Here is a 13,506-nt window from a genome sequence, read left to right on the forward strand (position 1 = left end):
TGCTCGCGCTGGGCTGGGCTGCGGAGCGGCCCCAAAAGTCGGATAAAAACGCCGATTTTTTGTGCGTGCTACGCACTGGAGCGCCAGCCCGGTCAAGCGGGAGCAAGCTCCCTCGCCACAGGCACTAACTCAAGGCATCTTTCCTAGTCACAGACCCTGTGTTCGCTCACCCAATCACTTGATCCGGTAGTGAAACGTATTGCGCACCGCCGGCACTGAAACCACCTGCCCATCGACGACTTTGGGCTGATAGCGAAAGGTGTTCGCGGCAGCCAGCGATGGGCGTATGAACAACGGATGACAGCCATCGATCACCTTGGGGTTCTCAACCTTGCCCTGCGGGTTGACCGTGTATTCCACGGTGCAATCACCTTCGATATTTTTATCCAGCGCCCGTTGCGGGTAGTCCGGCGCTTCCTTGCTCAAAGGCAAATACTGGCGGCTGTTGGCGGCGGTTTGTGCCGCCTGTTGACGGGCGCGCTCGGCGCTCAATCGAGCCTGCTCGGCTTGTTGTGATTGCTGCTCGGCGAGGCGTTGTTGTTCAGCGTCGCGAGTGCGCTTTTCCGATTCCAGACGTTGACGTTGTTGCTCGGCCTGGAGCTCGCGTTTTTTGTCCTCGACCCGCTTACGCGCCAACACCGCCTGCTCGAGTTTTTGCGCCTGAATCTGCGGATCGACGGCGGGTTTGACGGGCGCTGCGACAACGGGTTCGGGCGGTGCCGGTTCGACCACTGCGGGCGCCGGTTCCGGTGCCACGGGCTGCGGCGCCGGCTGCAACATCATCAATTGGGTGCGCAGTACCGCAGGCGTTTCGACAGATGGTTTCTCCGGCGACCAGCCATGCATCAGCAACGCCAGAACGATCGCATGCAAAGCCACCGCGAGACTCGCCGCCACACCGTGCTGCCAGAACGAGCCGCGAATACTGCTCGACACCGCCATCGCCGGACCGTGCATGATCATCGCCGTCATTGCGGGGCCTCGGTCACCAGCCCGAGGTTGCTGACGCCGCCCTGTTGCAACGCCGCCATGGCCGCGACCACGCTGCCATAACCGGCGTCCTTGTCGGCGCGAATGTAGACCTGAGTGTCCTGCCGCTCGGCCACGATGTGCGCGACTTTCGCCCGCATGTCGTCGAGGCTCACGGCGCTATCGGTCTGATGTTCGGTGTCGAGTTCACCGCCGAGGTTCCAGTAGTAACCGCCCTCGGCCTTCACCGACAGCGTGAGGATTTGCTGGCGCGTGTCGGTGACCAGCGCTTCACTGGCGATCTTGGGCAGTTCGATCTTCACGCCCTGGGTCAGCATTGGCGCGGTGACCATGAAAATCACCAGCAGCACCAGCATCACGTCGATGTAAGGCACCACGTTCATTTCGGCCTTGGGCCCGTGCTTGCGTTGCGGTCTGATCAGCATATTCACGCTCCTCTCAGGCCGCAGCGGCCAGGTTCATCGGCGCGCCGTGCAAGGTGCGATGCAAACGAACCTGCAGCTCATTGCCGAAGGCGTAGTAACGGGTGAGCAGGGTCTGGCTGCGCGAGGCAAAGCGGTTGTAGGCCATCACCGCCGGGATCGCGGCAAACAGGCCAATGGCCGTGGCGATCAGCGCTTCGGCGATGCCCGGCGCCACGGTCGACAGCGTCGCTTGCTGCACTTGAGAGAGGCCGAGGAAGGAATTCATGATTCCCCACACCGTGCCGAACAGACCGATGTAAGGACTGACCGAACCGACCGTGGCGAGAACCTGCAAACCTTTTTCCAGCTGCACTTCCTGTTCACTGATGGCCACGTACAGCGCACGCTCGGTGCCCTCGAGCACGACCTCGGGGGAATTGCTCCCACGCTGATGCAGGTGAGTGAACTCGAGAAGCCCGGCTTGAAAAATCGGCACTACACCGCTCTCGTCAGAAGCGGTTTCCCGGTACAGCGGCTGTAAGTCCGAAGCGCCACGAAACCTTTGCACGAAGGCATTCATCTGCCGCTCGCGTTCGCGCAACACCCGACCGCGCTGGATGATCAAATACCAACTGAGCAAAGACGCGAGCAGCAGAGTGAGCATGACCGCTTTGACCAACAGGCTGGCGTCACTGATCAAGCCCCAGATGGTCATGTGTTCGAGCGTGGCCTGCATGATGAAACTCCTTGTTTTAAGCGCCGTTGGGCTATTGGATGAAAGTCCGATGACAGGTTGATGACCGGTCCGGATCAGGGCAGCTTCAGGGCCTTGGTGACCTCGGCCCATGGCACGAATTTGAAATTCTGCGTCTGTTCGGGCATACGCTTGCGGCCGTCCTGCACCACCAGCATCCCTTTGCTCAAAGGCCCGCCGAGGTTGACCGAGGTGACGTCCAGGCCATCGGTTTCCGACGCGCCGTCAATGCCGAGCTCAGCGTTCAAGCCAACACGAAAGGCACCGCGTGAGGCGAACGGTGGTTCGGCGTCCAGCACCAGGTAGCTGTCGTTGCCTTGGCTGGAGATCACCAGATAGTCGTGCGCTGCGCTTTGATACAGCGCCAGACCTTCCACATCAGCCTGCAGCTGCGGCCCGACCTTGATCACGCTGGTCAAGGTCGCCGGCTGTTCGGCGCGGGCGTCCACGGCCCACACGCCGACGTCTTCTTCTCCGAGAAACAGGCGTTGGCGCTGGTCGTCGGCCACGCAACCTTCGGGTTGGCTGTCGACTTTGAACTGGCGCACCAACTCACCCTGCACCGCGCCGTTCGGCGCGCTCAGGCGGTACTGCAAGAAGGTGCCGTCCTTGCCGTTGGCAATGGCGTAGATTTCGCCACTCGCGGGCTGGAACAGGCAGATGCCGTAGATGTCCTTGAGCGGTGTGGCGATTTCGCCCGCTTCGCGCAGCTCGCCGCTAAGACGGTCGATGCTGAACAGGCTGAGGCTGTTGTGATCGCGGTTGCTGGCGACGGCAAGGTCGACGGTCTGTTGGCCGAGTTTGAAATTCGGTCGCACGTCGACGTTGTTCAGGCGCCCGACCGGCAGTTCCTGCAGCAACTTGCCGTGCAGGTCATACGCCAGCAGGCCCTGCTTTTTATTGGTGCCCAGCACTCGACTCCGCGCCGGTTGCTGCGGGTGAATCCAGATCGCCGGGTCGTCGGCGGCGTCACCCTGACGACCGACCGGATCGCTCTGACTGAGTGCTTTTACGTTCGGCAGTACCGGCGCCAAGGGCACTGGCGTGGGTTGCCAGTCGAGCTCGCCCTGATACAAACGGCCATCGTCGTCATCGCGCAGCAGGATTTGCAGGCCTTTGTCCGTCGTGCGCAGCGCGAGGTTTTCCGCGTCCTTCACTCCCGGCAACGCTAAAGTTGCCTGAGCGGACCAGTGTTCGCCCTGCTGTTGATAGAGATGCAATTGCGCCGCTTTCGGGTCCAGCGCAACGAGACCACCGGGCAACACTGCCATGGCGCCAGCGGTTTTTTTTATCTGGCCGAACGGTTCGCGCATGGCCACCGGGCTGCGCGTGACATCGGCTTCGGGATGCGCCGGGTAAGCCCACCATCCGACGTTTTCTTCGTTGACCACCAACTGATTGGCGCCGTCATCGACCTGGCAATCCGTTGCCGAAGGTGGCAGCGGCAGACCGCGCACCCGTTGTGGCTGTGGATTAAGCGTCGCGCCGTTGCCCACCAGCCACTGCTCGCCCTTGCCCTCCTCGCCCACCAGAAACAGGAACAGATTGCTGGCTTCGTCGCGGTACAGGCACAGGCCGTTGACCGGGTAATCCCGCGTTGGCAGATACAGCGGTTGGCCCCAGCTGCGTTTGCCTGGATCGAGGCTGACCAGCAGCGCTTGCTGACGGCTGTTGTCGAGGCTGGCAACCAACACCTGTTGGCCGGCGGCGCGGCTGTCGAGGGTGCTGAATGATCCTTTCAGACGCGCCAGCTCCTGGCCTCGGGCATCGAGCAGCAGGAGGCCGTCACGGGCGCTGGCGGCGAGGCGTTCATTGGTGGCAGGGAGAAATGCCACGGCATCGACCGACAGATTCGGGGCCCAGGGTGTCAGGGTCAGGCTTGGGGTGGCCGCCATTAACTGGGTGGCGGTCAGGCTGATCACTGCGGCTAGCCAGTGACGTTTGGATGGAAACGAAATACTCATGAAAGTCCTTTGTCCTGGAATCGTGTAACGGCCTTCGCCAGCAAGCCGGCTCCTTCGGGAGCGATTGGCCTTCGCCAGCAAGCCGGCGCCTACAGAATTGATGCGCGGCTAGAAGTGGGTGAAGGTCAGGCCAAGCTTGTAGGTCGGGCCGTATTCTTCGTACTGGCCGTTGTAGGAACGGTGGCCGGTGTAGACGAAATACGGTTCGTCGGTGAGGTTCTGCGCCTCGAAGCTGACCTGCAGGTTTTTGGTCAGCGAGTAACGGGCGCTGAAGTCGACAAAGGTCTGGGCATCGACGTGCAGGTCATGGGCCTTGTCGTTGATCGAAGCCAGCTCGTAGAGGTAATCCGACTTGTAGTTGGCCGACAGGCGCAGGCTCAGTTTGTCGTCCTCCCAACCGAGCATCAGGTTGCCGACCGTGTCGGACTGGTTGGGCAAATCGATGCTGCGTTTGCGGATGACGCCACTGGCAGCGTCGAAGCCTTTGATCTCGGCATCCGAACGACTGAACGTGGTGTTGGCGCCAATCAGCAGACCGTTCCACGGCGCCGGCAGCCAGTCGAATTTCTGCGAGTAGGCCAGTTCGAGGCCGTAGAGTTTGGCGCTGTCGCCGTTGGCGAAGGTGTGCGCCTCGGCGAAATCGACCCAGGCGCCGGTGCCGGCGAGGTCGGTGTTGTAGACGAAGTTCTTGATGTCCTTGTAGAACACGAACGCCGAAACGGTGCCGGCGCGGCCCATGAAGTGCTCGATGCCGAGGTCGAGGTTGCTCGACTCCAGCGGCTTGAGTTCCGGGTTGCCGAAGGTCGCTTCGTCATCGTCGATCACAAACCCCGGCGCCAGTTGGCCGAAGGTCGGGCGCACCACGGATTTGGTCCAGGCCGCTCGCACCTGGGTGTTTTTGTCCAGTTGATAGCGCGCATGCAGCCCTGGCAACCAGTGGTGATATTTACGTTTGGTCTCGGTGGACTGGAACGCGCCGTCAGTCGCGCCGGTGCCCTTGGCTTCAAATTCGGTGCCTTCGTAGCGCATCCCGGCGATGAAGCGCCAATCGTCGATATCGATCGTGTTCATCAGGTAGCCGGCGTTGATGTCTTCGCTGATCTTGAAGTCATTGACCCGGGATTCGGTCTCGTCATAGAAGTCCGCCTGATTCAGGCCGCCGATCAATTGCTTGATCGCGCTGCCACTGATACCCGGTCCGAACTCGCCGAGGCGGTAGTCGACGTTGCCTTTGCGAAATTGCGTCAGGTTGAGCTGATCATCGCTGAAACCCAAGTCGTCGAAATCTTCGTAGACCCAGGCGTCGAGGTCGTTGTCCTTGTTGCGCCGACTGACCTTGCCGCCGAATTTGACTTGGGACGCATAGCCTTTGAAGTCGTAATCCCGGGCCAGGTCCAGGCGCAGGTTCTTCTCGGTATCAGTGGTGTTCTGCTTTTCCCACTCGACCTTGTCGAGGCTGAAATTGGCCGGGTCGTAAAACCCTTGGCCCACGATCGGCCGTGGTTTGTCTTTGTCATAGAAACCGCTGTCGGCGAAGTCATCGATGCCGTTGAACGCAGCGTTGGCGATATGGCCCGGACTGTCTTCGCTGGAGCGGCTGTAACCGGCCTGACCGCTGAGGGTCCAGAGGCCGATCATGCGCTCGCCGCCGAACACGTAGGACTGGATTTCCTGGGTCTCTTCGCGTCGTTTCAGTTTGCGCGCGCCTTCGGCGTCACCCAACTCGCCGGCGGCCTGTGGGTCGGCGAATTCGAAGGCGGCCGCGTTGCGCGTTTCGCTGTCTTTGTAGCGGCTGTAGAGGGTGCGCAGGTAGTAGCTGCTGAGGTCATCGGGTTTATAGTCGAAGTTCAGACCACCGCCGGCGCGTTCGCGGCTGATGTCGTAGTCGCGTTGCTCGAACTCCTCAAGTCTGGCGCCCTGCTGGAAATCCCAGGCGCCGCCGGTTTCGACGTTGTCCGAACCGAAGTCGCGCTTCTGCCAGCTGAGCGCGGCGGCGACACCGAAGTTGTCGATGCCGTCGCCGAGGCTGAAGCGATTACTGGCCGCACCGGAAAACTTCGGGCTGGTCTGGTGAGTGTTCTTGTCGTAGCTGGCTTCGCTGGTGCCGGTGTAGAACAGGCCCTTGTGATCGAACGCCGAGAGGCTTTTGACATCGACGGTGCCGCCCAGGGAGTTGGCGTCCATGTCCGGGGTCAGGGTCTTGATCACCGACAACGACTGCACCAGTTCCGAGGGCAACACGTCGAGGGCGACGGCGCGACGTTCGCTTTCCGGCGACGGCACCAGCGTGCCGTTGATGGTCACGCTGTTGAGGTCCGGCCCGAGGCCACGCACGCTGACAAACCGCCCTTCGCCCTGATCTCGCTCGACGCTGACCCCCGGTAAGCGCTGCACCGCTTCGGCGACGTTTTCGTCCGGCAGTTGAGCAACGCCATCGGCATGCACCACGCTCTTGATGCTGTCGGAATTGCGTTGCTCCTTCAGCGCTTGGTCGATGCTTGCGGCCTGCCCCACGACCTCGACGTGTTCGGTGGCTTCGGCGGCATTCAGACGTTCGCTGGCCATCGCGATGGCCAATGCGCTGAGCGTAAAGCTGACGAGCCCGGCAGTGCGGCTGCGCTGATACATGGTGGTCCTCCCCAAGAGTCCGAAAACGCCAGGCAAGTGGCCCGGCAACTGGGAGGGCAAGCTAGGGTCGGGGGATGACCGTTCTGTGACAGGGGTTGGCGGGGAGCGCTTGAAACCGGGGTTTTGCGGGGTTTCAGTTCGGTTAATGAGCTCAAATGACCTGAGCCGGCCGCTAACCCGTGGCGACGGGGGCTCCTGTGGCGAGGGAGCTTGCTCCCGCTCGGTCGCGTAGCGGCCGCCATGGTCTTGGCTGGATAACCGAGGTGGGATCGCTGCGCAATCCAGCGGGAGCAAGCTCCCTCGCCACAATGCATCACAGGTAAGAAAAATACGGTAGCGCCGTGAGCTGATTCGACCTCCCGCCCCCGTCACCCGACTGTCACAAACATCTGCTGTGCTGACGCCCACTGCCACTCGCCCAAGGATCCCGGCCATGTTTTCCGTGCTCAAACCCCATCGTTGGAAACTCGCTCTGCTGCTGTTAGCGGCGAACGCCGGATTGCTGTTGCACCTGGCGTGCGGCGAGTTGAAAAGCCTCAGTGAATGGGTCTGGCTGGACATCCTCGGCGAAGGCGGTTCCGCGCTGCTGGCGCTGGTCTGGCTGGGGCTGGTGCTCAAGAGCCGCCCGGCCGGGCGCGTGACCAATTACCTGGCGCTGGGCTTGAGCGCGATCTTTTTTTCCTGGTGGATCGACAGCCTCGACGAATTCATCCGCCTGCCGGACAGCATCACCTGGGACCACTGGCTGGAATCCGGGCCGATGCCGGTCGGCATGATCTTGCTGACCGTCGGCATTTATCACTGGCATCGCGAGCAACTGGCGATCAGCGCACAAATGGAGAAGCGCGAGAAGCTCTTTCGCGAGCACAGGCTGTTCGACAAACTCACGCCATTGGGCGGTGCCGACTACCTCAAGCGTCAACTCACCGACAGTCTTGAAGAGAGCCTGCGACAACAGCAGCCGCTGTCATTGCTGGCGCTGGACATCGATAACTTCTCGGCGATCAATCAGGCCTTTGGGCATGCCGAGGGCGACGCGGTGTTGCAGGCGCTCAGTCATTTGCTGCTGCTCAACCTGCGGCGCCAGGACCTGCTCTGCCGACTGGCCGGTGACCGTTTTGTGGTGCTGCTGCCCAACACCGGGGAAAGCCAGGCACGCCTGCTGGCGCTGGAGTTGCAACAGACGGTCCAAGGCCTGGCACACAGGACCCGCCAGCATGGCGAGCGCGTGCACCTGTCGGCCAGCACCGCCGTGGTGATGGCGGTGAACGAGGCGCCGGATGCCCTGCTTAAACGCCTTAACCTGGCGTTGGCGCGAGCCAAGCGGCCCTTGGCCAGAACGGCCTGAGGCGCCCCCATGACACTGAAGACCCCCTGGTACGAAGCCGACAGCCGTTTCATTCCCGGCCATTACCAGCCGGCCACCCTGATTGATCTGGCCTTGTCCCGAGACATCGACAGCCATCGCCTGCTGCGCGGCACCGGCCTGTTCCTTGAAGACATTCTGGCGGGGCAGACTCGCCTCAGCCCGCAGCAATTTTTCAGCCTGATCCACAACAGCCGCCGTTTGCTGGACGCGGACGACAGCAGTTTTCTGTTCGGCCAGCGCTTGCTGCCGGGGCATTACGGCCCGGCCAGCCACGCCTTGCGCCATGCGCAAAACCTGCATCAGGCGCTCGATACCCTGGTGCAACAACAAGCGCTGCTCAGCCCGCTGATGACGCCGCGGCTGGTGCTGGATGAAAAATACGCCTGGTTCTACTGGCTGGACAGTTGCGGTGCGGGCGAGCAATGGCGCTTCCTGCTGGAAGCGAGCATGACCTCTCTGGTGGCCATGAGTCGGGCAATGAGCGGCCAGCGGCTGCCGTGGGAATGCAGTTTCAGCCACGCCGAACCGCGCTATGTCGAGCAGTACTGGGTGCACCTGGGCGAGCACACCCGGTTCAAGCGTCCATTGGATATGATGCGCATCCCTCGGCAATACCTCGCGCTGCCGTGGCCCACCGCCTCCGCCACCGCCGGCCAGGTGGCCCGACAGGAAGCTCAGGCGCAGATCGAACAACTGGGTTTCGCCTCAAGCTTCGTCGATTGCCTGTATCGCTACCTGCAAACCCATGTGCGGCAGGCGCCGAGCCTTGAACAGGCCGCTCACGCCTTTGCCATGAGTCCGGCCACGCTCAAGCGCAAGCTGCAAAAACACGACACCGGTTTTCAGCAACAAGTGGACCTGGTGCGCAAGCATGTCGCGCTGTACCTGTACCAGATCAAAGGATTCAGTAACGAAGCCGTGGCGGAGTATTTGAGCTTTAACGATGCGGCGAATTTTCGGCGCTCGTTCAAGCGCTGGACCGGGAGTACGCCGAACCTGATACGGCAGTTGTTCACATCAAATTGAAACGCGCATGAAAAAGCCCAACCTGAAAAGGTTGGGCCGAGGCATTGAACATGTTCTTGTTTCCCTTTACTGGCGGGTATCCATCATCTTGTCCGCGAGCGCCTTGGCTCGTTCGATTAACAGATTCTGCCTGTCCTCATGAGTGGCCCCTCCTACTACCGGCGCTGTCAGGGTGCTTTCCGCAATCAGGGCAGCGCAGAAGTATTGATCCCAGACGGCTTTGGCCTCGGACGTCTGTGCGGTCATTCGGTCGGCGATCATATGCACCTCCATCTGATCAATTGACTCCGCCAGTCTACGCCCGATTCAACGCGAGCAACCGAGCGCCATTCGTCGCTTGCAAGCTCGCACTACAAAAAATTGACGGCGACTGGCCCATGGATTGCAAACGCGATCATAGCTAGCTGAGAACGACGTAATTCTGACGCAGCCAGCACTCATCAATATTTATGGACGCCAGCAAATGCGCTGGGTCGGTCACCGGAGACGTAACGTGTCAACTCTCAGTGAAATCGCAGCGAATCACGCGAAAATGGCAAAAAAACTGGCGGGAGAGTCGACTGAATTGGGTGAACGCCAACCGCTAGTGGTGGGTGGTTTTGAAGTTTCAACCGTTGATGAGCCACCGCACATGCCGCTGCATTTGATCGCGGGTGGGCAGGACAGCGTACTCGTACAGGCTTGCGTGTACGCGCGCTGAGTACATCGGTAACGGCCAATCGGTGCAGACTTGCTATGTGACCTCACTTGAAAGAGATCCCGCTGAAGCGGCCTCTCTTTCAGGGTAGTAATAGGTTGAGGTCAAGTGTTGCATTACTTGTACACATTAGAACTTGGCCTTGATTATTTTAGTGATCGGGGAACGCTTCCTACGCATCAGCATAAATGCGCAGACGCTATATATGGCGTTGTTTTTATCGCAATTGGTCAACACTTTCATCACCTCAAATAAAATAACTAATCATTCGCCCATCGCTCGCATACGACCCGAATTACACCCAGCAACCACGGGACATGATGCCGGCGCCAGATGTTTTTTACTTACGAATAAGTTACGACTTGTGCTTGTCCGAAACTGTGCTTTATTAAAGTAATGCACCCGTAGCCGATCCGATACTCGCGCTGTCCGGATCCCTCGCCGAGGGTTTGATATGGCGTATGTAGGGCTTCCCTTTACTCACGACTTGTTTGTCAGTTACAGCCACGGCGGCGATGACGGCAAGGGCAAGGGTTTATTGCAACCCTGGTCCGCAGTGTTTGTCGAGGCATTGGAGCGCGAGCTGCGACTGGAAAAACAGTTGTACAAAGAGCTCAGGATATTCCTCGACAAGGATGAGCGGCTTGGTCACGGCGTCGACCCGATGTCACCGCTTACAGATCAGCTACGTGAACACATCAACGAGTCGGCGCTATTAGTCATCCTGATGTCGGATCAATATCTGGAATCCGCTTGGTGTACCGAAGAACGTAACTGGTGGTGCCAGCATCAAGAAAAACTTGGCTTTGCCATCAATGAACGCATCGCCGTAGTTAAAATCTGGCCAACGACGGCAGCCTGGCCGCCCCCCCTCTCCGACTCGCGGGGTGAACACTTAGTAGGGTTCGAATTCCATACCTCGATCAGTGGAAGCGTCCGGCCACTTGGTTGGACGGACGAACCTTTCTCTTCCAACCCCACTTTTCGCAAGGCGTTACTTGGCATCGTGGCGCAACTGATAGCGAAACTCAGTGCTCTGAAAGTTCGACTTGAAGAGCGTGGTCGTACCGTGGCAGCCATCGACCACTTGCACCAACCCGGCGGGCAAACCCTCTATCTGCATGGCCGCGCTGACCAGGCTCAGGCTTGGGAAAAGGCAGGCCTCGCCTTGGCGGACAAGGGTTTTTGTGTATTGCCAGGCAGCCCGGATGAGGTTGAGGACAATCCACAAAAAATTCAGGAAACCCGTGAACGACGGGTAGAAATACTGAGCGACTGCGACGCGCTTTTATTGCTGGGCACTGCCAATGATCGGGCTCTGGATGCCGATCTAGTGGTGATCGGCAAGCATGATCGACAATCCGCGCGGTCACGCTCCAGTCGCCCGCTTCCGTGTGCGTTGCTCAACACTGTTGGCACGGCAATCATCACGCCGATGCGCCAGGCGTCCGCCCGTCATGTGCAAGCCGACTGGATCGACGGGACCAAGGACAACTGGACGTCGCAAATCCCGCAATGGCTGCAGGACAAGAGTCCTCTGACAGGTGGCCAGCCATGAGCACCGAGCAAGCCGATACGCTGGAGAAAATCTTCACTGTCATCCTTCCACCTCGCCCCTACCCCGGCCTGCGTCCCTTCGAAAAAAACGAATGGCCGATCTTTTTCGGCCGCGAACGGATGGCCGATGCGATCGTCAGCGAACTGATCTCCAAAAGATTGCTGGTGGTGCATGGCGATTCTGGCTGCGGCAAGAGTTCGCTGATCAGAGCGGCGGTTTTGCCACGCCTGGAACAGGAAAGCGCCCGAGCGGGATTGCGCTGGCGAACCTGCACCGCAATGCCCAGGGGCGGGCCGCTGCTGAACATCGCCGAGGCGCTGGCAAGCGTAGACGGGCGCGCTGACGACGATGAGCGAGTGATCACTCTTCGCCGGGTGCTTAATTTCGGTGCGGACGCCCCCAAAGAACTCGCGCGCCTGATGTGCCAGCGCGCCGGTGATCACGTGTGCATCCTGATCGATCAATTTGAAGAACTCTTCGAACACGCACGCAAAAACGGTCCCGAGGAAGCCCAGTTACTCACTCAATTTCTGATCGCGCTGCAGCAAAACCCGCCCCCCGGGTTGTACGTGGTGCTGACGATGCGCTCTGAGTTTCTCGGGTCCTGTGCGCACTACAAAGGCTTCGCCGAAGCAGTCAATGCAACGCAATACTTGCTGCCGAGGATGGATCACAGCGATTTGTTGAGGGCGATTTGCGAACCCGCCAGGTTGTTCGATGGCGAGATCAGCCTGCCCCTCGCCGAGCGTCTGATCGTCGATTCCGGCGGTGGGCAAGATCAACTGCCGCTGATTCAGCATGGGTTGATGCTGCTGTTCGAGCAGCACGTGGCCAAGACCGGGCAACAGGCGCAGACCGATACGACCTGGCGCCTGGGCATGGAGCAATATCAGCACACCAGTGGGCTGGCCGGCTTGTTGTCGGCCCATGCCGATGAAATTCTCGAACAGGCGCAAGCGACCCTGCCCAATGGCAGCCAGCTGGTCGAAGCGATTTTTCGGGCGCTGACCGATATCAATGCCGAGGGCCAAGCCATTCGGCGGCCGCTGACCTTTGCTGACTTGATAGCAGTAACGGGGGGTGAGGAATCTGACGTACGCCGGGTGCTCGACCTGTTTCGCATCGACGGTGTTTCATTTCTCAAGCCTCATGGGCAGGTTCCACTTGAAGCAGGAACATTGATCGATATCAGTCATGAGGCGCTGATTCGCTGCTGGCAAAAGATCGACGACCCGCAACAGGGCTGGCTGAAACGCGAGTTCCGGAGCGGGCTTGTCTGGCGCGCATTACTGGTACAGGCCGACAGTTTCGAGCAGGACGCCGACAATGTGCTGGGCGCGGCGGTAACGACTGACCGGGAGCGATGGATACTTAAATACAACCGCGAATGGGCGAAACGCTACGGTGGTGACTGGGATCGGGTGCAGGCGTTATTAAAGGCGAGCATCAAGGCGCGTAATCACACGCGCAGAATGAAATTGATCCGCAGAGCGGGCAGCTTAGTGGTGATTCTCCTGGGTTTGAGCGCGTGGGCACTGTGGCTTTTCGTACAAGGCAACAAGGTTGGCGAGGAGAAGGAGGTCATATCCTTTTCACAACAGGAGACCATCAACGTGATACGTGAAGCTCGGGACGCCATCGCCACCGAGCTGGCCTCGCCTCAAAAAACATCCAGCGATGAGTTATCCGCAAAATTGACCAAGTTTGATACCCAGCTCAATGTCCAGGCCAGGCAGCTGGAAACCATCAGCCTGGCGCCGCGCATCTATGTGCATATTGCCCATGAAACCCAGCGCAGAAGCGCTGAACAGCTCGGTTTCTTACTCGAGGCGAGCCAGGCGTTTGACTATGACTTAGTCGTTCCCAAGATCATGCTTTCAGAAATTTTTCCTCCGCGCTCGGTACTGCGTTGTTTTCGCGCCAGGGAATGCGCCGCGAACGGATACGCCTTGGTCAAAGTCATCAATGAAAGTTTGGAAACCCCTTCTGTGACGCTTGAAGATCTGAGCCGCATTTATGAACACGCCCCGGGCACTCGCCCCGAGCACTATGAGCTGTGGTTCGGTCTAGAGCCGATAGTGACGCGGCCCAAATAATCGTCGCAAGCCCCTGCGCC

Annotated in this window: 11 protein-coding genes; 5 read left to right on the top strand and 6 right to left on the bottom strand. The window is 59.8% G+C overall.

Features of this window, described 5'->3' with window-relative positions:
* Window positions 1–174 precede the first annotated feature (174 nt).
* From F8N62_RS14750 to F8N62_RS14770, 5 genes are all read right to left on the bottom strand, one after another.
* Window positions 175–972, bottom strand: a complete 798-nt coding sequence (locus tag F8N62_RS14750) for an energy transducer TonB (protein ID WP_150709234.1) — start codon at window positions 970–972, stop codon at window positions 175–177.
* Window positions 969–1,415, bottom strand: coding sequence for a protein TolR (tolR, locus tag F8N62_RS14755; RefSeq protein ID WP_150709233.1), 447 nt, complete (start codon window positions 1,413–1,415; stop codon window positions 969–971). The genes F8N62_RS14750 and tolR overlap by 4 nt, the downstream gene beginning before the upstream one ends.
* 13 nt (window positions 1,416–1,428) lie before the next feature.
* On the bottom strand, window positions 1,429–2,130 hold the full coding sequence (gene tolQ, locus F8N62_RS14760; RefSeq protein ID WP_150709232.1) for a protein TolQ: 702 nt from the start codon (window positions 2,128–2,130) through the stop codon (window positions 1,429–1,431).
* Between the two features lie 74 nt (window positions 2,131–2,204).
* Window positions 2,205–4,112 (bottom strand): phytase, encoded by a 1,908-nt coding sequence (locus F8N62_RS14765; RefSeq protein ID WP_150709231.1) that lies wholly within the window; start codon window positions 4,110–4,112, stop codon window positions 2,205–2,207.
* A gap of 108 nt (window positions 4,113–4,220) precedes the next feature.
* The gene (locus F8N62_RS14770) at window positions 4,221–6,740 is read right to left on the bottom strand and encodes a TonB-dependent receptor (RefSeq protein WP_150709230.1); all 2,520 of its coding nucleotides are present in this window, start codon (window positions 6,738–6,740) and stop codon (window positions 4,221–4,223) included.
* A gap of 433 nt (window positions 6,741–7,173) precedes the next feature.
* Here F8N62_RS14770 and F8N62_RS14775 point away from each other — a divergent pair, with 433 nt between their 5' ends.
* Together F8N62_RS14775 and F8N62_RS14780 are read left to right on the top strand one after the other, a co-directional pair.
* Window positions 7,174–8,088, top strand: a complete 915-nt coding sequence (locus F8N62_RS14775) for a GGDEF domain-containing protein (protein ID WP_150709229.1) — start codon at window positions 7,174–7,176, stop codon at window positions 8,086–8,088.
* Between the two features lie 9 nt (window positions 8,089–8,097).
* Entirely contained in the window at window positions 8,098–9,135 is a 1,038-nt protein-coding gene (locus tag F8N62_RS14780; RefSeq protein WP_150709228.1) for an AraC family transcriptional regulator, read from the top strand.
* Between the two features lie 66 nt (window positions 9,136–9,201).
* On the opposite strand, the gene F8N62_RS14785 is transcribed toward F8N62_RS14780, so the two are convergent.
* A complete protein-coding gene (locus F8N62_RS14785; protein WP_150709227.1) occupies window positions 9,202–9,396 on the bottom strand; it encodes a hypothetical protein in 195 nt (64 codons plus the stop codon).
* Window positions 9,397–9,628: 232 nt separating this feature from the next.
* On the opposite strand from F8N62_RS14785, the gene F8N62_RS14790 reads away from it, so the two are divergent.
* The 3 genes from F8N62_RS14790 (at window position 9,629) to F8N62_RS14800 (ending at window position 13,486) form a co-directional block, all read left to right on the top strand.
* Complete coding sequence (locus F8N62_RS14790; RefSeq protein ID WP_150709226.1) at window positions 9,629–9,835, top strand: hypothetical protein; 207 nt, start codon at window positions 9,629–9,631, stop codon at window positions 9,833–9,835.
* Between the two features lie 484 nt (window positions 9,836–10,319).
* Window positions 10,320–11,390, top strand: coding sequence for a toll/interleukin-1 receptor domain-containing protein (locus F8N62_RS14795; protein WP_224791323.1), 1,071 nt, complete (start codon window positions 10,320–10,322; stop codon window positions 11,388–11,390).
* Window positions 11,387–13,486, top strand: coding sequence for an ATP-binding protein (locus F8N62_RS14800; RefSeq protein WP_150709224.1), 2,100 nt, complete (start codon window positions 11,387–11,389; stop codon window positions 13,484–13,486). Before F8N62_RS14795 ends, F8N62_RS14800 begins: the two co-directional genes overlap by 4 nt.
* The last annotated feature ends 20 nt before the right edge of the window (window positions 13,487–13,506 follow it).

It is taken from the genome of Pseudomonas fluorescens, from assembly GCF_902497785.1.
GTDB classification, from domain to species: Bacteria; Pseudomonadota; Gammaproteobacteria; order Pseudomonadales; family Pseudomonadaceae; genus Aquipseudomonas; species Aquipseudomonas fluorescens_BO.

Coding starts and splice junctions, on each gene's coding strand:
- tolQ (WP_150709232.1), bottom strand. CDS start 2,130: ATGCAGGCCACGCTCGAACACATGACCATCTGGGGCTTGATCAGTGAC.
- F8N62_RS14780 (WP_150709228.1), top strand. CDS start 8,098: ATGACACTGAAGACCCCCTGGTACGAAGCCGACAGCCGTTTCATTCCC.
- F8N62_RS14785 (WP_150709227.1), bottom strand. CDS start 9,396: ATGATCGCCGACCGAATGACCGCACAGACGTCCGAGGCCAAAGCCGTC.
- tolR (WP_150709233.1), bottom strand. CDS start 1,415: ATGCTGATCAGACCGCAACGCAAGCACGGGCCCAAGGCCGAAATGAAC.
- F8N62_RS14770 (WP_150709230.1), bottom strand. CDS start 6,740: ATGTATCAGCGCAGCCGCACTGCCGGGCTCGTCAGCTTTACGCTCAGC.
- F8N62_RS14765 (WP_150709231.1), bottom strand. CDS start 4,112: ATGAGTATTTCGTTTCCATCCAAACGTCACTGGCTAGCCGCAGTGATC.
- F8N62_RS14750 (WP_150709234.1), bottom strand. CDS start 972: ATGACGGCGATGATCATGCACGGTCCGGCGATGGCGGTGTCGAGCAGT.
- F8N62_RS14800 (WP_150709224.1), top strand. CDS start 11,387: ATGAGCACCGAGCAAGCCGATACGCTGGAGAAAATCTTCACTGTCATC.
- F8N62_RS14775 (WP_150709229.1), top strand. CDS start 7,174: ATGTTTTCCGTGCTCAAACCCCATCGTTGGAAACTCGCTCTGCTGCTG.